The following is a 21904-nucleotide window of genomic DNA, read 5'->3' as shown; positions in this document are numbered from 1 at the left end:
TTAGGAGAAGAACGTGATCAGTCCGGCCGCCGAGGCGCACACAATTGCTCCTACTAGTGCTCCCAGAACAACTTTCACACCGGTGCCACCTCGAGCGCCGACCCCGCCCATCTGATCGACCCACATCCAGCCGGCGCCGACGATGATGCCCGCGACAAAGCCCAGGCTCACAAGCCACAGGGCAACTCCGACGAGTTTGATGATCCCGTCACCGCCGGGCGGCTGGACCGGGGTGGGTTGGTCGACCGCTAGGACTGCGGTGGCCGACTCGAATGCTAAAGCAGCGGTGCTCATTGTGGTTGTCCTCCTTGGTGGGGTGTTGATGCCGTTTGTGTCGGTGCGGATTTGGTTTGAATGAAAGTTCTTATGACGTCGCGGATTTCGTGGGCTGCGACGATGACTTCTTTGAAGTCCTTGTCTCGGCGTTTGGTGGGGACAGGCTCGTCGATCGCGATGGGGGTGATGTCTGCGGGCGTGATTTCGAGCCAGTGGGGCATCCATGGGATGCGCCACACCCGATCGCTGACCAGACCGCTGATCACCTTTGCGTGGTGGCGCAGTTTGGTGCTGGCAGCCCCGTCCTTGGCCGCGACCAGCACCAGTCCCACCAGGACGGTTCCTGGTCCGCCGTGCCCGGACAGGTGCTGATTAATCAGGTCGTGTGCACGAGAGAGGCCGACTTCTGATTCACGGGCGACGATGACCACGAATGGCGACTCCCCTGCGGCCCCACCGGGAAAGCAGCCGTGGGCATCGCCGGCCAGCGGCCAGAGCGCGGCCAGGGAACTGGCCCCCGCGCCGCCGTGGGCGCCCACAAGCCAAAACGAGGGTGCACTGGCTCCGGCGGGGAGCCACACCGGTTCTGGCCATACGTCGATGAAGCTGTGGGCGGCAGGTGGGGCCACGACGTGCTGGCGGGGGGTGGCCGCCACAGACCGCGACGCTGGCGGATCCAGGTAGTCGTTGTTGCGGGCCGGGGCGCTCACAGCGCACCACTTCTTTTGGCGGGGAAGTCATCAGCCACCAGCGAGGCTAGATCCCGGTAGGCGGCCACCGTTTTCGGTCTGAGTCGGTCCCAGAAGAATCGACCGCCCTCGGCCAGATGCGGGTCGAAGGGGACCGTGACGACCGCCCGGACACGGCTTTGGAAGTAGGTGATGATGCGCTGTTCATCGGCGGTTGGTTTGCGCCGCCCGCTGGCCTGGTTGATGACCACGATCGCTCGTGCGGACAGACCGCGCATTGAGTGGGCATCCAGCCAATCCAGAACGAAGACTGCATTGCTCAGCGAGTCGTCGCTGATGAGGGTGGGAACGATCAGTGAGTCGGTGCTGGCGAAGACCCCCCGCATGGCATCGTGGGTGATGCCGGTGCCGCAGTCACTCAGGATGACCTGGAAATGGGCCGCGATCATGTGTGCGGCTTGCTGGTACTGCTCCCCGGTCAATGCTTCTGAGCGTGCCGGGTCCGCGTGGGAGGCCACTACTTGCAGGCCGGTGTCTGCCTCGAGGGTGTGGGCCCGCACATCGGCGTAGCGAGCGTAGTGGCCGGCAGCGAGTAGGTCGTAGATCGTGGAGGTCTGATCGGCCGGGACAATAGTGTTGAGTCGCTGTCCCAGAACGCCTTTGTCGGGATTGGCGTCGATGGCCAGCACGCGGTCGTTGCGGGCATCGGCGAATGCAGATCCCAAACCCAACGTGGTGGTCGATTTACCGGCGCCACCTTTGGTGGTGAAGATCGTAATGCGGTGGTCGTTGCTGACCGGCGCGTTCAACCGGTAGGTGATGGCGCGTTCGCGCACATCCACGGGGTTCTCCCCCGGGTTGATCAACCCGGCGGTCAATCGGTGCACGGCCCGCCGCCACCCTGACCGAGGAACCGGTTTGACTCGACGGCCGAGCAATTCCGGCGACAACGCGGTCCCGGCCTGACCGCCCAGCGGGATGACCTGGCCATCGAGGTTGAGACCCACCTGGGGCCAGTCTCGGCCGACCGGATCGAGGTAGACAGGGCCACCGCCCAGGTGGGTGCCGGCGGGAGCGGCCACCAGATGTGCCGGCCGCTCCTCGCTGCGGGCAATAGGCCCGGTGCCGGCCTGCGAGTCGTCGGCGAGGTGAGGATCTGTGTCGTCAGCTCCAACTCCCAGGTTGGCCATCCAGTCGTCCTGTGACATCACGCGCTCCTGACTGTCGTCGGTTGGAAAGTGGTGTGGCTCATGGCGGCTCACTGTCCTTTTCGCTTGTCTGTGTCGATCGAGACAATCCAGGTCCGCCCTTGGCTGTCGACGGTCTGCACGAGCTGGTGCCAGACCTTGCGGTCGGCCGGGTTGGGAGTGTTTTGAGTCAGTTGCACCGCCCACAAGCCCTCGCCTCGATCGGTGATCGACAGGCAGAACGTGCTGCCCTCGGGAATCGACCGGATGCCGTCGTCGAGCTGTTGGACCGTCCCGACCAACGCGTTTGGGGCCACTACCTCGCGTGCCTTGGCCCCTGACCGCCACACGTAGTAGGCGAAGTTGAATCGTTTGATCACTGCCGCGCCGCCGACCACGTCGCCTTGGTCATCGCCCGTGGTGACTGCGCCGGTAGTGGTCTCCGGGCACGGGTCGGCAGGATCGGCGGTAGGCGGTGATGAGGGTTGTGTCGCAATCGAATCAATGACCTGGACGGGTGCCGATGGAATGGCCGACGCCGCCGGTGTGGAGGTCGAGGAAGACATCGACTGCAACGCCCACACTCCCGCTCCCACCGAGGCCGTGACCACGACGACAAAGACGGTGACCGCGATCAGCAGGCCGCGTCTGGATCCCCGCCGCCGTGGTTGTCGTGGTGGCCGGATTGTGGGACTCGGTGGCCGGAGCGGTGCAGGTGGTTGGGCGACTACGGGGTCGAGCCCGGCTGCCGAGGGGGCAGCCACCATCGCCGGCGGTTGCTCGCTCGTTGAGGGGACGGAAATGTCGGGTGCCTCAACCGATGTGGTGGGAATTGCTTGAGTTGGTCGTTCGAGAGATGTTCCGTCTTCGTGCTGACCGGTGTCGGCAGTAATGGGTGCCGGAGGCTGCAGCTGCGGGGACGGCGGCCGCTCCCACGGCCGACGTGCGAACGACCGGGGCGGTGGGTTGTGGTGAGTGGTCATCGTCAAGCCACCGTCGCGATAGTGGCGGCGAGAATGGCCACAAACGCCGCACCAATGAAACGTGGAATCGACGTGCGTGACGGTGGCCCCATGACCGCCACCGCAGTGCCGCTGCCGGACATGACGTCGGTGAACAGTTGCAGATGCGGGGCGGTCATGGGATCTCCTCCTGAAAGCTAGAAACGGGTCGGTGTGCGGCTAGACGGCCGGTGCCGGCGCGATCGTTTGCGGGTAGGTGATGTGCAGTCCGTTCACGACCTGGGTGAGTCCGTCACCAATCTGTTTGGTGGCCCCGGCGATGGCGTCTTTGGCGGGTTGCTCGAGCGGGCCCAACGCCTGTAGCGGTGCCTCGGCCTGCTCGGCAGTCCATCCACCGCTGATCGGAGGAAGCCCGGCGACGTTGGCGGAGAAGGAGACGTCGCCGCCTGTGTTGACGGTGTAGTCGACCGCCGGCAGTCCCGCATCGGAGGCGGACGGTGCATCAAGGACGAGCTGGTACTGATCGCCTTCGGGGTTGGGCAGCGGTGCGGGCGGCGGCGGGGGTGCCGGTGCCCAGGGGGCGGCCGGGTCCGCGTTCGGGTCGCCAGCGCCGAGCGCCCATCCCAACAGGCCACCGGCCAGAGCGCCTGCTGCGCCACCGGCCGCTGCGCCAGCGGCAAAGCCCAGGGCTGCGCCGCCACCAGCGCCGATGCCGATGCCCGGCAGGATGTTGAAGGGGGTGGGAGGCACGAAGGAGCCGACGATGCCGCCGCCGACACCGCCCACGATGCCGAAGAAGATCGCTGTTGGGATGCCGGCCGCCAACGCTCCAGCAAGCCCGCCTACGCCTGCGCCGGCGGCAGCTGCTGCGGCCCGGCGTGCAGCTTCATCGCGGGGGAAGCCAATCGACTCGAAGTACTGTGCGGCTTCGGCCTCGAAGTAGGCCATATACTCGTTGGTGGTGATCGCGGCTTCGGGCGACACCCAGTCCGGGCGGTCCACGATGTAGTTGCCCGCGCGGATCTCGGCGGCCGGGTCCTTGACCAGGATCGGAGCGATGGGACCTGCGGGCTGTACCGGAGCGGGCGCAGGAGCTGCTGGTGCCGATTGAGGAAGCGGGGTGTACGGAGTCGACGGCGGCCCGGACGGTTCGGTGTAAATGACCGGTTCGGTCTCCCACTGCGGCGACGGCACGAGGCCGGGCCCGTAGTCGGGCACGGGCTCTGGGGCAGGAGCTGGCGCTGGTTCGGGGGTTGGGGCTGGGGTGACGCCGGGTTGTCCGCCGGGATCAGTAGTCGACGGTGGTGTCACGCCGGGCTGCCCGTCCTCGGGTGCGCCCAGGGCCTGTCCGGCAAATGCGGTACTGACGGCGATGGTCGCCAGGACTGTTGCTGCCATTCTCCGTGGAGTGGACGGGAGGTATTCGGTGTGGTGGTGCATGAGTGGTTGTGTCCCTTCGTAATTGGTGACGCTCGTGGTGGCGCTGATGGGGAAAGGTTGCTGATGCTGGTCGCGCTGCCCTCCTGTGGTTACGACGGGTGGTTCACGCTGAGGGCGCTGTGGTGAGGGCTGGGGTAGCCGAAGGGGCTAGCTCGCCGGGCCCGAGCTCATCGAGATCGTCAGACGTCGGAGTCTCTTCGGTCGGTGCTGAGGGCGAGGTCGACGTTGCTGCAGAGGTGCTGGTTGTCGGAGTGGTTGGTGTAGTAGAGGTGCTGCTGCTCGTCGGCGTTGTGCTCGACGAGGTGCTGTCGTTGTCGAGCTGCCACGGCTGGTAGGACGGCTCGGTGTCCGGCTCAGTAGGCACGGTGGGCAGTTTCAGACCCGGCAGACCGTTGTAGGACCCTTCCCCATTGACCGGAACTGTGGGTGTAAATGCGGCCGTATCGGGTGCGGATTGTGTGACCGTGCTGCTCAGCAAGTCGGTGATTGCAGCGGTGATCCAGGTAGCGCCGAAGTCGACCGCCGATCCCCCGGCAGCTGCCAGTGGCGTCTGGTCATACATGGTGTGCTTGGCGACGTTCCAGTACGACACATCGGCGGCCATCCGAACCAGGCCCTGGTTGTCGGTGAGGTCCTGCTTGATTTCGTTGACGATCAGCGGTGCGGCCTGATCAATGAGGTTGACCGGCAACATCTCCAGGGCCGCTGAGCCCAGTTTGGTACCGAACAACGCTAGACCTGCAGCGGGGTTTGCCAGTCCGACCGTGGCGACCTGGGCGATGTTCGCGGGAGTCAACACTTTTTTGGCGACGGTGATCGCGGTATTGACGGCGATCCCCAGAACTTTGCTGACTGCGGCGAAGATGTCCGGCTGATACTGCGGGTCTGATGCTGTGGTGACTCTGGACAGCACGGTTTCCTGCGGCTGGTACTGCAAGGTGGCGGTCGTGCCGTCGGTAGTGGAGATGTCGTTGTTGACCACATCGGCGGCAGTCTTAATCGACGTTGTGCCAACGACGTTGGCCACCGACAACAAGATGCCCACCGGGTCGTTTTGATTCAGGTTCAGTTGGCCCGCGACATTAGTGACGAGTTTGGCCACAGGAGCGTCCGCAGGCACATCGCAGGCCAGGTCACCGGGTATGCACGCCGAAGCGACCCGTCCGGTCAGATCACCGAAGCCGGACGCGACTCCCTCGATGGGTGGCGCGATCCCGCCACCCTGGCCGGCCTGCTGATCGACGGCCTTGACCTGGGCAACCGAAGCGCCCTCAGTCCCTGGGACCGGCGTCGGACTGCTCTGGCTGTCTGCGCCAGGGAACAAGCCCGCGCCGTCGGGGCGATCTGGGGAACTGAACAGCATGCCCAAAGCGACCCGGTCTGGATCGATCGGCCCCTGCCCGTTGCCGATCTTACGGAGCACCGTGTCAGCGACCTGACCGCCTTGTGAGTAGCCGAGCAAGGCGAACTTCGTTGCAGGGCAACGCTCTGCCTCGTCAGTGATGACTTTCTCAGTGTTGGTCACCCCCTGCGTGACCGACTCCGCGTAGGTATGTCCGCGCCATCCGAAGTCGGCCGGGTAGGGCACGTACGTGCGGTCGATCTTGCTGGGATCGTTGCCGAACTTTGCAGCCGCCGGCACGATGACTTTCGAGAGCATCCCAGCGTCAGCCTTCGGGTCCTGCTTCTCGGCGGACTCGTTGGTTCCCTGATCGGCGATCACATGGACCACCGCGCACTGCTTACTACTCGGCGTGGTGCTCGTCGAAGTGGAGGGCGATGTGGAATCTGCCCACGCCGCTCCGCTTCCAAGCACCATTCCGACGAGTACCGCTTGCGCGGCTGCCAAAGCAGTCCACGTCGCAGATCGTGACCTCGCCATCATTTTCAATTCCCTTTCTCTGGATCAGCTGTGATTGCGGTGATCCACGTTCGACCGGAGGAGTCGTCGCGGGTGCGAACGATCTGGTGAAAGACATGTGCGGGAGAAGATTCGGGGCGTAGCTCTGTGGTTTCGACAACCCACTGCCCGGCCCCACGGGCAGTGACCTTCACGCAGTGCCGAGTGCCTTGGGGGCGACGGTTGATCCATTCCTGCAGTTGTGCAGAAGGTGAAACGGCCCCGTTGGCATCGACCACCGATCGGGCGGCGGTAGCCGACCGCAGGACATAGACGCTGAAAGTGAACCGCTCGATGACGGCCACTCCCCCGCTCACACCTCCCCGGCCTGAACTCACAGAGACCGGGCCATCGCGCAGATCACGGCATCGCCCATCAACGACGGCCGCAATATCCGCCGGTGGCGGCACGCTAGAAGATGGCGCGTCCACCACCGAGCTGAGCGGTGCGTGCGAGAGGCCAACAACAGGGTCGGCTGCAGTTGGGTCCGCCGCCGTGGGCGACCCGGACAACGCCGAAATGCCCCAGTAGGCAAGGCCTACAGCTCCCAAAGTGACCACTAGAATCCCCGCCACCGCTGCGCTCAACAGGCCCCGATCGCGCCAATCCTCCGATACACGTGCGCGTGGCTTCCTCTGAGATGACCGCCCCTGAGCTGAACGGATCTCCGACAACAGAGGCAGAGAGTCGTGCGATTCAGTGAGCTGCCGGCCCTGGCCCTGGCCAAGCGCAATCTGGCTCGGACCCAAGTCATCGTGCTTATCGATGAGATTCACGGTCGAGCTACTCGCTCGATGGGTGACCACCCACCCAATCGACGCAAAAAGACAAACTGCGCGGCCAGATGGCGTGACACAGACATGGTGAACCTTCCAGAGTTCGTCAGATGGCGGCGGAACCGCCTACCCTGGAAGGGTCAGCAGTCCGCTCTTAACGGCGCGGATGCCTGACAGACCCCGAACCCGCCCTTCCTGGACGCCAATCTTTCGAAGATGGGTTCGGGGTCAACCTGTTTACGGGGGTGCGTATGGCACCCTCGGTGCCCGGTATTGAGCATTCGATCTGGTCCGACGTGTTGAGGCCGTGGAGCTAACGCACTCGAAGCTCGATGCGGCAGGCGAACCACCAATGACGACCAGCTTCCACATGTGGCTACGTTGGCTGCTTCTCCCCTGCACCCCCACAGTCTATGCATACTTTGTGGACAGTTTCAATCCCTACAGTGGTTAATTTATGGATAGTATGGAAGGGTCGAGTCAGCGCAACCGCCACAGACCGGGGTTGTTCTGAGCCCTGCTCACCTTCTTGGGCCCTATGAACCAATAGGGTTCTAGAGGTGACGACTCCTAACGCCGTTCGCTTCGGCCGCATCGTGGCTGCTCGGCGTCGAGAGCTCGGATTGACTACTGAGGACCTCAGCGACGCAGGCGGGCCTACACGAGTCACGCTGCGGAAACTGGAAGCTGGCACCACTCCTCAACCTGGCTTGAAAACATTCGGCAAACTCGACAAGGTTCTGAAATGGCGCCCAGGCTCGGCCGCGCGGACTTTCGACGGTGGTGAGCCTGATCCACTCGACCAGCGGCGCCGTAAGCCGGCGGTGGATTTGCCGATCACAGCTACAGATACCACCGTCACCCTTCGCACCGAAGTCGTTGCTGAGCTGATCGAAAAGGTCAGTGCGTTAGAGCGAATCGTAAAGCGCTTCACTGGTGAACAAGACTTGCAAGAGGCGGCAACCGGATTGCAGCTCTTCGGCGATCGAGTGTTGCGTGCCTGGATCATCGGGCAGGCCGAGGTGATCCGCCTGCGTGGTGATTCCCCGAGCGTTGACCCGATTTTCACGCGGATGCTCGGTGACTATCTCAATCGCGAACCACCCGCGGATGATCCACGCGACACTGATGACTTGCTTTACCTGAGGTGGCTACTGGACATGCCAGTTAAGATCACCGAAGAGCAAGAGTCCGGTTTCGCTGCCCGATGGGAGTCGGTGGCCGGGGGAACGTAAGGCAGGCAATACCTGGATGGAAGGCTCGTACAGTGGAACTCACCCACGCTGACCGACTCAATCGACTCTTCGCGTACTACCACGCAAGGCTCGAGCCGGAACTGACCGAGCAGGCCATGGCCACGATCGTTGGCCAGGCGCTGGCGCACCGCGACGACTACCCCGATCACTACCAGGTCGATCCGAAACTGCTGGTGGACGTTCGTAAAGGCAAGCGTGACTTGCCTTTAGATATAGCTGACGCCATCTGCGATCAGGTTGGCGCTCACCGTGATTACTTCCGCGGTCCAGACCGTGAGGTACACGCGATAGACCAAACGCTTCGGCTTTGGACCATCGCTCGCGACCTCGGTCTAAATCACCTGGCTTGCCGATCGATCGATCCCGAACATATCGATTTCCTGATCAACGAACTGACGGCCGCCCTGGATCCGACCATCGCTTCGGTGACTGCGATCCGCTAGCGCTCCCCTGGTGTTACCGCGGTGCGAACGCCAGGCGCAGGTTGTTGGGACGAAGTGTGAGGTTTTCCTCGACATCCAGCGTTTTGGAGCCGGCCTCAAGGTCGAACGCCTGCACGAGGTCTGAGAGCACGACGGTTGCTTCATGAAGTGCAAACTGCCGGCCGATGCAGGCGCGAGGGCCGGTGCCGAAAGGCTTGTAGGACGTCGGTACCCGGTCCTGCAGAAAGCGCTCGGGACGGAACTCCTCTGCGTCCGCACCCCAGACAGCTTGGTCTCGGTGCACTGCGAGTAAGAGGATGAAGATCCACTCGCCTTTCGAAAAGGTGTAGTCCCCAAGCGTCGTGCCGGTTCGCGCAGCTCGGAAGAAGCCTGGTGCCGTAGGCCAGAGGCGTAAGGACTCCGAAATGACTGCGCGAGTGAAACGAAGTTTCGGTACCTCGTCGAACTCCAGCGCCCGGCCGCCAGTGAGCGATTGGCGTTCCTCGCGCATCCGCTGGGCAGCGTCGGGATGTGTTGCCAGGAAGTGGGCAGCAAAGGCCAGCAGATTGCCGGTGGTTTCGTGACCGGCAACGAGGAAGGTCAGCATCTGGTGGCGAATGTTTTCGTCGTCGAGCTTGGTCTCTTCGGAGGTGGGGTACAGCATTAGATCGAGAAGATCGTCAGCGCGCAGTCCAGAACTGCGCCTGTCTTCAAGCACCTGATTGACTGTCCCAAGGATGAGGTCGGCGTCGGCGTCGGCCTGCCGCCGGCGCTTGCGACCAGTGATTGAACCAATCACAGGAATCGCAGTTTCCTGGGTAAACGCGAGCGTGCGAGTCAGTGCATCTATGAACGCTTTTCGTCGAGCTTCGCCGTCAGGATCGCCGAACCCGAAGCTGTGCCCAAAACCGCACCGACCAATCACCTCGAGGGCAACGCTACTCGAGGTCTCCGCAAACGACGCTTGCTCGGGAACACGCAATAGTTCCTCACGCAAGCTCTGGGAAACCTCGACCATGGCGGGGTGGTACGCCCGCATGGATTCCTTCGAGAAACCACTGACGAGGGCTGCATGACCGTTGATCCATGCGGTGGAATCATTTGGTGCGGTGAAGAGTCCATCGCCGGCCACCGAACGCAAAGCTGCGATGGGACGCCCGATGAACCGTTCCCACTTAGCTTCGTCCAGTGCTTGTTCCATGAGGTGGGCCGAGCCAACGAAGGTTAGGTCAATTCCGCCGATGATCGATCGACGGTAGATGGGACCCAGTTGCGAGAACTGCCATAGTGTCTTCTGGTTTGGTCGTTCACGGTCCATACCAAGGATGTCGCCAAGAACGGGCACGCGTTTCGGTGGGTGCGGAATGGTGTTGGTGGACAATTGAACTCACATCTCCAATTTCATTGTGTTTTGGGCTAGCTACGTTGTCGTAGCAGTGTTGATGTCGCTCCACGCGGCCGCGAGAGCCAGCACCTGATCTGAGGAACTCAGCCAACTGGGCGGACGAATCGAGGTCGGCGGCGTGCCCTTCTCGTATTCCGCCAACGCTCTCATAAGCATCTGCGCGCGGCCCTGGGGATCGCTAGGCCATTGCGTGCCAGGTGGAAGGTGGTAGTTGAGGACCCCGATGCAGTCTTCGATCTCAACGCGCATCCTGTGCTCGAGTCCCGACGCGGCTCCGAGGCCGTGAGTTTGTGGAAGCCGATACTGGGGCAGCGTATTGGTGAGCGTGGACCACATCGGACCTAGCACTTTGACGGCGACTGCGGCCGAGTCGCGACCACGGTGGATTCGGATAGAGGTCACGATTGAAGGGATGGCAAGTACCGCGAGACCGGCCATCACGGGAAGGAAGAACAGGTCATTCGACTCGGCACGAGCATCCGTTAAGCCATTGTGGACGCCAAACGATAGGAACCAACCGACGGCCAGGCGCGACAGATGGTCGAAGGTGCTGGTGGCCGCGGCCACGAACACCACGGTGCCCAAGAATACTCGTGCGCTCGTTGATCGTTCACGAATCAAACCCGCTGAGATGGCAAGTATGAGTACCTCAGCGACGGGCGTTGGCAGGCTGTAGATCGTCATGTAGAGACCGGTTCGCCAGTTCTCCAACTCTTCCACGGCCACGCCATGGTCCCGAGCTGGCAGACTGACGAGGAAGAGCGCTAGGCCACAACCGATCGTGAATGCTACGAGTGCCGGCAGCAGCCTCTTTGGTGGTCGGCGCACCTCGCGCCAGTACAGCCCCAGCATGAAAATTGCTGCCGCCGCAGCGATTGCGGCAGTGTGGGTCATCACCCGGATATCGCTGAGCTCGAAGCCAAGCTTGAACAGCGGACTATGGACCCAGGGCTCGCGCAGTAGAGCCACCACAATTAACCAGAACGCAAACCACGCGATCGCCCTGTCGACGGATCGTTTGTCAACCAGGACGATGGAGCGCAAACCGAGAATCCCGATCACCCACACAAATAGCGGGGCGGTCACATACCAAGGCAGCGATGTGGTGGCTTGCTGCTCGAGGAACTCGCTCGCGTGCATCTAGTTTCGGAAGACAGAAGCAGCACGATGGAACCTACCGCCGCTCTCATCGAGCGCCTCGCCACAGCTCTGCATAGCGAGCATGGTTCCCAGAAGTTCTGCGTCTCGCTCACTAGCGTTAGTGAATCCGTCACGTCTGCGCAGAATCGACTGGATGCTTGCCGGGTCCAGCCCGTACGTCAGGGCCGAGGGTTCGAGGCGGTAGCCCTCTTCGCCTACGTGATCACACAGCACGTGCCCGCACTCGTGGAAGATCTGCTGACGCTGGTGGAACAGACTGCGCTGCGCGTCGTAGAAGATGTGCATCTCACGGTTTTCGTTGCGGATCGCCAACGTGCCGCACCCCGAGGCCGCGTGGTCAATAAGGTTCCCCCAGGGCCGGAGCCGAATCTCCACGTTTTTGTAGTCTTCCAGCCACCGCAAAAACTCTTGAGTAGTCCACGGCGGGTTGAGTGGGACATCTTTCAAAATGGCAGCAAGCTTCGGCTCCAAACGACCGCCCCCGGCCAAGCTGGAAACATGACGCCCTATCGATCGCAGTACCACGAGCACCCCCTGCTCTTCTGATCGCTGTGTTGCCCCGTAACGCTAGCCGATGAGAATTCCGCTTACACGCCGACTTCTGACCACCCCGCCAGTCTTGCAAACAATCTGGATAGTCTCTGGATAGTTTACGTAAACCTGCGCTGATAGGCTGCTGGGCGTGTCGCTCCCCACGATTCGCATTGCGTACCCACAAAATGGACGCATGGCCGGACGCCCACGTAAAGACCCCTCAGGTCAGGACCTCGTTCCTCTCCGGATGAGATCTCCTCTACTCATCAAGGAGGTCGCGCGGCGAAAGGCCAAGGCGAAGGGAACGAACCTCACGGAATACGTGCTGGGGCTCATCCTTGCCGATAATCCCGAACTCGCTGAGCTGATGGCGTTGCAGAAGTACGACTCAGAGAAGGCCACCGCCTTGCTCGAACAGCTGCAGCTCGATCCGGTCCAGCTCGACATGCTCCAGGAGGTGCTACCGCTCCGGAAAACGGCGTAAGCCTTCAACTTTCATAAGCGAGAGCCCTAGAAACGAAGAATCCCCCGGCTGGCACCGAGGGATCTTCTTAAAGTTTTAGGACCGAGTTACCAGCTCGATCCGAGGCGCTTATCGCACCATCTCCCCGAAGGGACTGTCTTGACCGACAGGTCTCAGGGTACAGCGCACCCTTTGGTGTCTGCAATCCCTGCACATCACGTGTCGGACACAGGTTTGTCCGAGCAATCGCCGCCCACACGCTGGGCTGAGCTCTACCGGTTGATCGTTGACCCGACCGCACACGGCCGCGCTCTGGAACCGACTGACGCAGCTAACGAGGCCGCCTCGGTTCGTATTGGCAACCCAGTGGCATTGATCGCTGAGGCCGAGCACGCGGGAGCGGGTAAAGCGATCTGGGCTGTTGTTGCCCCCCTGCGCCCTGACTTCCTAACCATCGACATCGATAAGTGCGCTGACCAGGTTCTTTCCCCGATTTTGGAAGCCGGGGAGGAAGTCGGCGCCGCAATAGTGCACCTCGCAGCCTCTGGCTCGCCGGACTCGCTTCACATCTCATTTGTGTGCCCAAGTCCGGCCGCCCGCGCCTTCTTGCTCGCGCACGTGGACAGCATCCGTCGCTGGGCCAGGCTAGAGACCCACCAGGCGGTGGACGTCCTGACTGATCGCCGGGTGCTGCGTTTGCCTGGTTCCGTGAGCTTGAAGGGTGGTCACTTCTGCCGGCCAGTCGACGTGGCGGGGCGGCCAATTACAGCCGTGGAGGCAGTGCGCCGAGCAACGCTCGCCCTCGCGACCGCACCACCTGTCGGCTCGCAGGGCCCAGTAGCTATGCCCGTCGCAGCTCCGGCACCGGGACGAATTGTCGTCGACCCCACGCTGACCGAGTCGTTTGAGCTGGCCGAGGAAGCTCCGCGGGCATGGCGTCGACGGAAACGGCTCTCAGACCAAGAGTGGCGATTGATGATGTCGACGCCAGTCGCGCCACACCGTTCTGACCAGGCACTAAAGGCGGCGTGGGTGCTGTGGCGTAACGGCGTCCGTTCCTGGGCACAAGCGAAATGGTGGTACACCAACTGCCCCGTCTTCACGAAGTTCGCCGATCGCGACATCCGTCGCCCGGCCGATAAACCAGGTCCCAGTGACTGCCAAAAACACTGGCAATCTCTCGTGGCCAGAGCGCGATCCCATCGCCCCGCGCTGACCATTGCTGAGCAGGACGTCGTTACCCAGGTGCGCGAAGAGATTGCGACGTGGTCAGACTCCCCGGACCTCGCGGTAGGCGTGCTCGCTGTCCTCAAACACCGGTTCACAGACGGCCACGGCCTCGAGAACCGCCCCGTAAGCGTCCGGTGCCTGGCGATGTGGCTCAACGTCCATATCGACCGTGCAGCCGCAATCAGATCCGACTTGATCGCCCGGGGGGTGCTGCAAGAAGCCAGGGCTCATTCGCAAGGGCCAGCACGTGAGGCCACCCTGTTTTCTCTCGCAGTTCCGCCCCGTCTTAACCGGTCAAAACCCGTACATGACGTCACAGCCCCCAGCCCCACGCTCCCCCTCACCACCGGCCAACCCCTCTCCCCCACCTGGGGAGTCCTCGGGCATAGCGCCTGGCTCCTCCACTGCTCCCTCACGGATACCCCAACGGACACAGCTTCACTGGCCCAGGCATCCGGGCTCCCTGCCGGTACCGCCCGTTTCGGTTGCGGCCGAGTTCTGCGCACTCTGGAGCAGCACGGACTTGCTCAGCGGGTAGGAGCAGGGCGCGGCACGAGGTGGGTGCGCGGACCGGCGACGGCAGACGAGGCGGCTCAGCCCTGCGGTGCTACCTCTCGGCTGCGGGCGCTCCGGATTCGTATTAACGCAGAGCGCTCAGCTTGGCATGCAGAGAGTCGCCCTGAGCAGGTGAAAGCCGCTACCCGGCTACGTCGTCTGCGTGACCGCACGAGGGATAGGGGTGTCCAGGGCTCGCGTCAGCTCGAACTGGCGGCACTAGATGCCAGCTGGGATGACATCCAAGGTTGGGAAACCAAAACCACGCTTCGACGTCGGCCCGTGAGAGCGCGGCGGGAACCTCGACGGCGGCCGCCGCCACGCGCCGGCTGACAGAGTGGTCAGGCTCTGATGAAGATCCGGAATGGGCGAAGGACGGTTGTGCCACTGGCTACGAGTTCGACTTTGACATCAATTCGAACTTCGCTGTCGCTGACCGCGCCCACGACGCCCCTTACGGCGAGTTCGACGGCGGTGGCCGGCGGCACGAACACCGGCTTGATGAAACGTGTTTCGTACCGCAGGAAGCGGTCGGATGCATCCCCGAGCCAAGTCATGACGTGGCCCAATGCGATACCAACGGTCAACATGCCGTGCGCCACCGGGGCCTCAAGGCCTACGAGTCTGGCTGCTTCCGGATCGACATGGATGGCGTTGTCGTCTTTCGCAGCACGGGCGTAAGCCTGGACGCGTTGTTGATCGATGACCTCGGTGGCGGCGAAGAGCTGGTTGCCGACCTCTAACGTGTTCATTCGGCCGCCTCCGATGTTTCGTACGCCAGAGTCGACTTGACCCGCGCGATCTCGGTCCCATCTTCTGCGGTCAGAACTCCGAGAGTGTCGAACTGAGTGACCGACGAACGTTGGCGGACACCAGTTACGTCGAGTCGGGTTCGCACCAGGTCGCCGACTTTCAGGAGTCGGCTGTAGGTGACGGACTCGGAACTGTGTACGGCCGCCGGCACCGAGTCGAAAACGCCGCTGTTGATCAGCAAACGCACTGCCGGCTCCAGCACCGCGTTCACAAAAGTGGGAGGCGCAAACTCTCCGACAGGCTGCCCTAGGACCTCACTGAAGGCGCGGACCTCTGCATCGGTCACCTCATACGCCTCGGCCGGGCTGAAGCTCATTCCCTCTTCAATCACGCCAGTACAGTACCGATCCCATGAGCGAGCGGCAGTACAGCAGCCAACTAGGAGGGCCTACGTGCGGCGCGGAAGGTCAAAAAGACCCCGGCCCCTGCTAGGACCGCACCAACAATTCCCGCCGTCCAGGGAACGATGACGTTGCCTATTCGAAGTTGATCGATGTACTCGCCGGCCCTGCTCGTCTGCTGCTCCACAGTGCTGTCGGTCCACGACATAGTGGTGTTCAGCGCATCGACGCGGAAATCCCGAATCGGCTGTGCGAGCGATGGATCCTCCCAGCCCGGCGACTTGAAGTACTGGTGCTGGTCTTCGCTTCCATAGAGCACCGTCCCCGTCTTGGGCTCGATCCACACGCGCCTGGTGGCGGTGCCGTATCGGTGCATCAGCACCTTCTCTTCGGGATCGACTCCTGGTCCCCTTATCCCCCACCATTTCGCAGGCATCTCGATCGATGACCCAAGTGCTGGGAAGCCGCTGGGCGTCGCAAGCTGCGTCTGATCTACTTCCGGCACCTCGGACACGAACTCGAGCGCATGGAGCCCGTTAATAGTGGTCTCCCCCACGAATCGCGCAGGCTGGTCCGACCTGGAGTTGACGTCGTAATAGGGGTACGTCCCACCGTGCTCAATGTCGAAACCGAAGTGATACTGGAACCCGTCGCGAGGTGCATCGATTGAGGTGTCTAGAGAGTCTTTCGCTTCCACCCCAGTTGGAACTGGAACGGTATGGAGCTGGTGGAGCTGGCCATTCGGTTCGCTGGTCCGTCTGTCCAGCGACACTATGTCGACCGACGAGGCGAGCAATCCGTCGCCGCAAGGACGTTTCGCATCCTGCTCGCCAAGGTCAACGGCGACGATCTCAGCGTCGTCACGCACCCGGTCGATAACCACCGTCTGCGCTGACTGCAATGTGACCTGGTCTTGGTCTGAGGGATCGATAGCGACGGTTCTGCGCTGTTGCGTGAGGTGAGCATCGAAAACCCGTAGCTTCGGCTCATTGACGGAGCATCGGTCAAAGACCCTCGCCGGCACTTCGTCATTGGACGTCAACCCGGCAGGATTAGAGGTAGCCACAGTAGTGATGTCCAGATCGAGGGGGACGACTTTGAGCCGCGGTACCAACGCCAACGGAACTGCGACGGCGGTGGTGAGCAGTAGCGTTCCTAGGAAGAGCAGCAATGGTCCTAAGACTCTCGACGAGATCTGGTTCCCCCGAATGTTGATCACAAAGTAACCGTAACCTCTCCCCGCGGCCTCCGGGAACGAGCGTGGATCGGGTGGCGCGCACCCCGACTTGTCGTGACGCCGCCACTCAAAATTGGCTATCCGCCCCACGCGCCCAATGGCTCGTGCGACGCCGGCAAACTGTGGCGTGTCTTCCCGATCGGGGCATGGCCGCGCGAGAGGCCCGCTCCCCTAGTTCCACATCGAGCTATCTCAGGGTTATGAGCTGTTGCAATCGGCTTACGCGTGGCTCATGCGTGAGCCACTGCCCGTGAGGTGGGCCAGCCGCATGGCGGCTCCCAAACCGTCTGCATCTCCGCAACTACGTAGGCCCGCAAATACGTAACTCTGTGTGACCGTGCCAGTACGGAGATACGGAGATACGGGGACACGGTATTACGGATCGCCGCATATGCGCAGATACTGCGATGCGGGGCTACGGATCTCCGCATATGCGCAGATATTGCGATGCGAGACTACGTACACCCGTTCATGCGGGATTGCGGAGTTGCGGAGTTGCGGTTGTGCGTATTCCCGTATCCCCGTAGACTTGGATATGCGTAGCCCCGTAGACGCGGCTCTACGCGAACCCGGATTCCCGCAGAAACGGATCTACGTAACTCCGTATATCCGCACTCCCGCAGATAAGGATTTGCGCATGTTGGTAATAAGCGTCCTCAATCTGAAGGGCGGTTCAACCAAGACGACAACCGCGGCCTTCCTTGCCCACGCACTTCACGAGGCTGGGATGTCTGTCCTCGGGGTCGACGCAGACGGCGAGAACGAATCATTGCTGAGTTGGCAGGCAGCAGGGGACTGGCCGTTCCCCGTCATCGGAATGCCCGTCGCTAACCTTCACCGCCAACTGCCAGGCATTGCTGGAGAAAAGTATGACGTGGTCGTGATCGACACCCCGCCAATGAAGGAACAACGCAGCATCGTTCTCTCGGCAGCGCGGCTCGCCACCCACATCGTGTGCCCAATGGCGCCCACCCAGATGGAGTACAGCCGTTTGCCAGCCATGGCCCAGCTCCTCGAAGAGGTCACAGATTTGAGGGACGGCGACCGCCCGCTGTTCGCTGTACTTTTCACGAGGACCGTCTCCAACGCTGCATCGACTGCGGCGTTCCGGCAACTAGTTGAGGATGACGGGTTCCCGGTCCTAAAGCCCACGGTAGGCCGCTTGGAGCGGTTCGCCCAGGCGTACGGGTCGCCGATCTCGAACGCGCTTAACACGGCATACGGAGACGCAGCTAATGAACTCTTTGCGCTGACCGGAAGTGAAGTCGCATGAGCCAGTCGGCCGCGGATCGACTCCGCGCCCAAGCGACCGCAGCGCGCGCGGCGGCCGAAAGCAAAACCCGTCCCAACCAGGGTGGCCCAACGGCGGCGACGCCCGTCACCGCTGACTCGGGGGGCGACACTGCGCCGGCCCCTGCGGTTACCGACGAGCCTCGCCGAGCCACCACTCCGAACGCCACATCCCCGACAAAGAGCCAAAAACAGCCACAAAGGGCCGATCCAAAGCCGGAGCAACGAACAGATGATCCCTCGGTTCGAACGCCAAGACAGACCGCCATCAAAAAGACAGTTGTTCTGGCGCCGACCACAAACAGCAAGCTGGGGGAGTGGCTAAACCGGACGGCCGATGAGCTGGGGCTCGCTCGCGTCACTGCCCAGCAGGCCATGGAATCGCTGGTAGACGAACTTCTCGACAATCCCGACCTCGCGCGGCAGATAAAGATGCGCATAGCCAGAGAGAACTAACGTCAGCAAAGACGACGGCCCTGGCCAGTGATTCCAGCACTAGCCAGGGCCTCGACCACAGATTGGAGTCTCAATCAGAAACGCAACTCCCTGATGCGGGCGTGCGGGTGCTGCGGAGGACTGCTGCAGTGTAGGCCTCGCGTTTGGCGGATGTTCGTGCGTGGTGGCGCGTCAGACGTGCGCTGCGTCGAGGCCGGTCTGTTGAGAAATAGTCATCAGTTCGCGCAGAGTTTCGTGGAACTTCCCGATGTTGGCGCTCGCTCGCGGACCGACATCGACGAAGGCAAGGTAGATTGCCTCGCCGAAACCCCGGATTTGCAGGGGGTGTGGGAGGCTTTGTCCAGGTGCAAGGCATACCGGGTAGAGCAACCCTGAGAGAGCGCCCCTCCATCTGTCGTGTTTGCGGTAGGCAACCGCCTGATACACGTCAGCGCGACTCACCTTGATTTTCAATTTGTTGGGCAGGTCGATCACCTCGCCATCCGCAGACGGCGATGAGCTTCCTCTGTCTAGGGATAGAGCTTGTTTGTATTTCGTATCGAGCAGGACGTGAGCTCCGCTGGTCACAGACTTGATGACCAAGTCGGGGTCGACGATGCTCGAGCGTAGTTTTACGCCGTCGTTGTCGTAGATGGTGGCCCGAGGAGGTGGTGCGGTGTCGAGAGCTATATCGGGAAACGACGAAATCAGACCGCGTACAGATTCTTGAAAAAGCGTAGGCATTTGCCACATGAACGACTGAGTCTCAGTGTCTCCTTGATGGTCAGTCAGGAATTTATGTGCTAGTAGCTCGAGTGTTGCTCGGAGAATGGGACCGTAGTGCCGCTGGGGTCCGCGCATCGACATACTGCGAATGTCCGCGCGCGTGACGTTGATATCTGAGACCTGCGCGAACTTGGGTAGCGTTGCCGCGACCTGCTGCATGACAGCTCTTCTTGCCGCTGGTACGGGGAGTAGGTGGCTGAGGGCTGCGATGTACCTCAGTCCTGCCTTCAGAATCCGGTTGTTTGCGGTATCTTGCGTTCGTTCGATCGTTCTGCAGGGAACGGTATTGGGCTCACCGACGGCCAGGTAGTTTTTGACGTACTGGTCGACCAGGATGCGGCCCTTGATCTTGCCGTTGAACGTTTGGTCACGGCGTCGGTAGTCCCGCCGAAGCCACCGTGATGCGAATTGACTGATTGAGCGCGCGTGCCACATCAGGAGGCATGATGTTGGGTCGTCACGCACGGCGTCCACTAGGGGAGAGTCGAAATCGAATATCCGCAGTGGTTCATGGCGTTGACCGAAAGCGTAGTCAGCTAGGAAGAAGACGTCTGCGCCGCGCAATTTGGCGGTGACATTCAATGTCACGTCATGGTTTCGGCCAATCGAGCGAATGACGCCTGTGCTGTCACCAGCGGTCACGGTCCAAGCGGCGTCTCCTGGCGCGCGTTGCACTTTGCAGTCGGCGGCCTTCCAGAAGTTGGTCGAGACTGCGCTGGCCAGTTCTGGCCCGATCGTTGTGGATTGCCGCTCTTGGACGACGATGGGGCGTGTTGGAGTCACGGGTCAGCGGGCTCGTCGGTTGCAGTAATTCTGCTGTCGGCAACGCTGGTGGCGGTCGTGTCGACCCGTGCTTCTGTCGCCAGTTCGTCTTCGTCGGTGGAGTCCGTGACCGAAGAACGGTCGATCAAGTGCTGGGCTAGGCGCGAGACCTGATCTTGTTGGGAAACGACGGTCGATATTCCCAGGCGCTCACGAAGGTCGGCTAGGGCGGTCGGATCGAGCTCGCCCTCCATTTCGTATTCCGTCAGCAAGGGAAGCACCTCGTAGACGTAGCGGGAGGCGAGCACATGTGTCGACGTGTCGACTCCGTCCCGTGCCGCAAGGAAGTAGGACGGGCCGACTTTCAATCCCGTCGGGGCGTCGGCCAAGGCTCCTCTGGTGAGGTCTGCCAGGTAAAGGGCTGCGGCTCGTGTGGATTCGTCGTCGTAGGGGTAGGAATGCAGTGCAGCGTCGGTGGCGGCGATGTCCAGAAAGACGAAGCGGCGGCGGAGTGCATAGTCGATCACGGCGATGCTGCGATCGGCTGTATTCATCGTCCCGATGATCGAGACGTTCTGAGGAACAGTGATTGATGCATCCCCATCGATGGAGTAGGAAGTTGATACCGCTTCGTCTCGATACTCCAAGGCATAGAGCAGCTCGCCGAAGATGTTCGGTATATCACCGCGGTTGATCTCATCGAGAATGAGGACCAGCTCGGCGGGGTGGTTCTTACGCCGGAGCTCGACGCCCACGGCCGCGACCAGGCTGAATATTTTGTGTCTCGGGGTGAAGGTCACACCGTTCGCGTGGGGTTCTGCCACCAGCGCTCGTACGAAGTCCGTGTAGTCATAGCCAGGGTGAAATTGGACGATGTCCCATACGGCCGTGAGCCCGCGTCGCATGATCTCGGTCGTAATGCCGGCTACGGTGCGCTCATTTTCGGGCAAGTCGTCGATGATCGCCTGCAGCCTACTTTCTTCGGCACGGCCTGCCGTGACCCATGTAATGTACTGTCGGGCGACGTAGGTCTTTCCGGCCCCCGGTGGGCCTTGGAGGACGACTTGACGCTTACGACGTAGCTGTGTTGCCAGTTCTTTCAGTCCGTCTGGGAGGTCTGCGCGTGTGGATTGAGGTTGCTGGGTCGCATCGACCTGTGTTACCGCGTCGATGAACTCCGACCGGGAGAGTCCGAGCCAACGGTTGGCCCCAATCGCGAGAGCTAGATCCGTTTCGCCGCCGGGCACAGCCTCGACTGATTGGTGCGAAAGTCGTTGTTGCACAAGAGTGACGAGTGATTTTGCTGCACCGCGCGTGGGTAGCACCTGTTTGATGCCAACAATCGAGCCGCCGCGCTTCTCGGGGACGATAATCAGGCACCGCTCGAGAAGGCTCAGAATGTTGGTGACCGACTTGTCATCGGTGGGGAAATCGCTCAACCCGCTCGTTTTTGCATGAAGCGTGAGGCGTCTTTGTAGCTCGGTTCTGTCGACTGCAGCGGCGTCGAATCGACCGTTTGAATCGGTGAGTATTAGACGGGTGATCTCGTCTAGGCGTTTATCGGCTAGGTTCAAGGCGGCCCAGAACAGTACGTACTGACTGTCGGCGGATTCCCTTGCAGCCCGAAGCAATTCGTTGTCGACGGCGAGCTGGTTCCCCGGAGCGGCACGTGGTGAGGCCAATGGTGGATCGTAGTCCAGCAGGTCGTTCCACAATGGCCCGGGTACGGAACCCTCGGCGACCGATTCCAGTATTGCTTGCACCTGGAGTGCGGTTGACGTTCCTGGTTCGACCTGCGCCAACTTCAGCATCGTTGCTTCAGGGGCGGTGAACTTCGTGAAGGAAATTTTGCCAACCGTCGGTACTGGACTCATCGTCGTCAGTGTGCCAGGTGAGCCAGCGGATCAGGGGCCATAAGCATCTAGTGCGGGGACGTGTCCGTGGCCGTGTCGCCCCAAGAGACGACGATTGGGTCGCTCACGCT

21 protein-coding genes are annotated in these 21904 nt (G+C 61.8%); 5 read left to right on the top strand and 16 right to left on the bottom strand.

From position 1 onward, the window contains the following. Genes WIMU1_RS24155 through WIMU1_RS27010 form a run of 4 tightly spaced genes read right to left on the bottom strand, consistent with a single transcriptional unit; the run spans position 1 to position 2718 of the window. Positions 1-294 (bottom strand): hypothetical protein, encoded by a 294-nt coding sequence (locus tag WIMU1_RS24155; protein ID WP_062800916.1) that lies wholly within the window; start codon positions 292-294, stop codon positions 1-3. Continuing rightward, positions 291-986, bottom strand: coding sequence for a DUF6668 family protein (locus WIMU1_RS24150; RefSeq protein ID WP_062800915.1), 696 nt, complete (start codon positions 984-986; stop codon positions 291-293). Before WIMU1_RS24150 ends, WIMU1_RS24155 begins: the two co-directional genes overlap by 4 nt. After that, the gene (locus tag WIMU1_RS24145; protein ID WP_084248544.1) at positions 983-2173 is read right to left on the bottom strand and encodes a MinD/ParA family ATP-binding protein; all 1191 of its coding nucleotides are present in this window, start codon (positions 2171-2173) and stop codon (positions 983-985) included. Before WIMU1_RS24145 ends, WIMU1_RS24150 begins: the two co-directional genes overlap by 4 nt. Positions 2174-2223: 50 nt before the next feature. Further along, on the bottom strand, positions 2224-2718 hold the full coding sequence (locus WIMU1_RS27010; RefSeq protein ID WP_503827256.1) for a DUF8176 domain-containing protein: 495 nt from the start codon (positions 2716-2718) through the stop codon (positions 2224-2226). Between WIMU1_RS27010 and WIMU1_RS24135 the strand changes: the two genes are divergently transcribed. After that, positions 2657-2992: a hypothetical protein gene (locus WIMU1_RS24135; RefSeq protein WP_062800910.1), complete on the top strand. Its 336-nt coding sequence runs from the start codon at positions 2657-2659 to the stop codon at positions 2990-2992. The genes WIMU1_RS27010 and WIMU1_RS24135 overlap by 62 nt on opposite strands. A gap of 145 nt (positions 2993-3137) precedes the next feature. Here the strand turns inward: WIMU1_RS24135 and WIMU1_RS26275 are convergent, their stop codons facing one another. The 4 genes from WIMU1_RS26275 to WIMU1_RS27005 all read right to left on the bottom strand — a co-directional run bounded on the left by WIMU1_RS26275 (position 3138) and on the right by WIMU1_RS27005 (position 6864). Beyond that, entirely contained in the window at positions 3138-3293 is a 156-nt protein-coding gene (locus WIMU1_RS26275; RefSeq protein ID WP_157366806.1) for a hypothetical protein, read from the bottom strand. A gap of 40 nt (positions 3294-3333) precedes the next feature. Continuing rightward, positions 3334-4512: a hypothetical protein gene (locus WIMU1_RS24130; protein WP_133248715.1), complete on the bottom strand. Its 1179-nt coding sequence runs from the start codon at positions 4510-4512 to the stop codon at positions 3334-3336. A gap of 145 nt (positions 4513-4657) precedes the next feature. After that, the gene (locus WIMU1_RS24125; RefSeq protein WP_062800906.1) at positions 4658-6286 is read right to left on the bottom strand and encodes a cutinase family protein; all 1629 of its coding nucleotides are present in this window, start codon (positions 6284-6286) and stop codon (positions 4658-4660) included. Positions 6287-6441: 155 nt separating this feature from the next. After that, on the bottom strand, positions 6442-6864 hold the full coding sequence (locus WIMU1_RS27005) for a DUF8176 domain-containing protein (protein ID WP_502646844.1): 423 nt from the start codon (positions 6862-6864) through the stop codon (positions 6442-6444). A 926-nt stretch (positions 6865-7790) separates the two neighbouring features. On the opposite strand from WIMU1_RS27005, the gene WIMU1_RS24115 reads away from it, so the two are divergent. Both WIMU1_RS24115 and WIMU1_RS24110 read left to right on the top strand, forming a co-directional pair. After that, the gene (locus WIMU1_RS24115; RefSeq protein ID WP_133248714.1) at positions 7791-8465 is read left to right on the top strand and encodes a helix-turn-helix domain-containing protein; all 675 of its coding nucleotides are present in this window, start codon (positions 7791-7793) and stop codon (positions 8463-8465) included. 32 nt (positions 8466-8497) lie between these two features. Next, positions 8498-8929 (top strand): hypothetical protein, encoded by a 432-nt coding sequence (locus WIMU1_RS24110; protein ID WP_062800897.1) that lies wholly within the window; start codon positions 8498-8500, stop codon positions 8927-8929. A 13-nt stretch (positions 8930-8942) separates the two neighbouring features. Here the strand turns inward: WIMU1_RS24110 and WIMU1_RS24105 are convergent, their stop codons facing one another. From WIMU1_RS24105 to WIMU1_RS24095, 3 genes are read right to left on the bottom strand one after another with little or no spacing between them, the layout of a single operon-like run. Continuing rightward, positions 8943-10289, bottom strand: coding sequence for a cytochrome P450 (locus WIMU1_RS24105; RefSeq protein WP_116917824.1), 1347 nt, complete (start codon positions 10287-10289; stop codon positions 8943-8945). 39 nt (positions 10290-10328) lie between these two features. After that, positions 10329-11453 (bottom strand): DUF6545 domain-containing protein, encoded by a 1125-nt coding sequence (locus WIMU1_RS24100; RefSeq protein ID WP_062800894.1) that lies wholly within the window; start codon positions 11451-11453, stop codon positions 10329-10331. Further along, positions 11454-12005, bottom strand: a complete 552-nt coding sequence (locus tag WIMU1_RS24095; RefSeq protein WP_062800892.1) for a hypothetical protein — start codon at positions 12003-12005, stop codon at positions 11454-11456. 196 nt (positions 12006-12201) lie between these two features. On the opposite strand from WIMU1_RS24095, the gene WIMU1_RS24090 reads away from it, so the two are divergent. Beyond that, positions 12202-12492: a hypothetical protein gene (locus tag WIMU1_RS24090; protein WP_133248761.1), complete on the top strand. Its 291-nt coding sequence runs from the start codon at positions 12202-12204 to the stop codon at positions 12490-12492. 2105 nt (positions 12493-14597) lie between these two features. Here the strand turns inward: WIMU1_RS24090 and WIMU1_RS24085 are convergent. The 3 genes from WIMU1_RS24085 to pgfA are packed head-to-tail and all read right to left on the bottom strand — an operon-like array spanning position 14598 to position 16629. Next, complete coding sequence (locus WIMU1_RS24085) at positions 14598-15008, bottom strand: MaoC family dehydratase (protein ID WP_062800889.1); 411 nt, start codon at positions 15006-15008, stop codon at positions 14598-14600. Further along, a complete protein-coding gene (locus WIMU1_RS24080) occupies positions 15005-15400 on the bottom strand; it encodes a hotdog family protein (RefSeq protein ID WP_133248760.1) in 396 nt (131 codons plus the stop codon). The genes WIMU1_RS24085 and WIMU1_RS24080 overlap by 4 nt, the downstream gene beginning before the upstream one ends. A gap of 47 nt (positions 15401-15447) precedes the next feature. Further along, complete coding sequence (pgfA, locus tag WIMU1_RS24075; protein WP_062800886.1) at positions 15448-16629, bottom strand: cell envelope lipid trafficking protein PgfA; 1182 nt, start codon at positions 16627-16629, stop codon at positions 15448-15450. Between the two features lie 655 nt (positions 16630-17284). Between pgfA and WIMU1_RS24070 the strand changes: the two genes are divergently transcribed. After that, on the top strand, positions 17285-17920 hold the full coding sequence (locus tag WIMU1_RS24070; RefSeq protein ID WP_062800884.1) for an AAA family ATPase: 636 nt from the start codon (positions 17285-17287) through the stop codon (positions 17918-17920). A gap of 644 nt (positions 17921-18564) precedes the next feature. Here the strand turns inward: WIMU1_RS24070 and WIMU1_RS24060 are convergent. Beyond that, positions 18565-19941 carry a 5-methylcytosine restriction system specificity protein McrC gene (locus tag WIMU1_RS24060; RefSeq protein ID WP_116917979.1) on the bottom strand — a complete coding sequence of 459 codons (1377 nt, stop codon included), beginning with the start codon at positions 19939-19941 and terminating at the stop codon, positions 18565-18567. Next, a complete protein-coding gene (locus tag WIMU1_RS24055) occupies positions 19938-21794 on the bottom strand; it encodes an McrB family protein (protein WP_084248535.1) in 1857 nt (618 codons plus the stop codon). The genes WIMU1_RS24060 and WIMU1_RS24055 overlap by 4 nt, the downstream gene beginning before the upstream one ends. Between the last annotated feature and the right edge of the window lie 110 nt (positions 21795-21904).

Source organism: Williamsia muralis NBRC 105860 (assembly GCF_001598915.1).
GTDB classification, from domain to species: domain Bacteria; phylum Actinomycetota; class Actinomycetes; order Mycobacteriales; family Mycobacteriaceae; genus Williamsia; species Williamsia muralis.
Note: the sequence above shows the minus strand (reverse complement) of the source record. Positions and strands in the feature narration are given on the sequence as shown.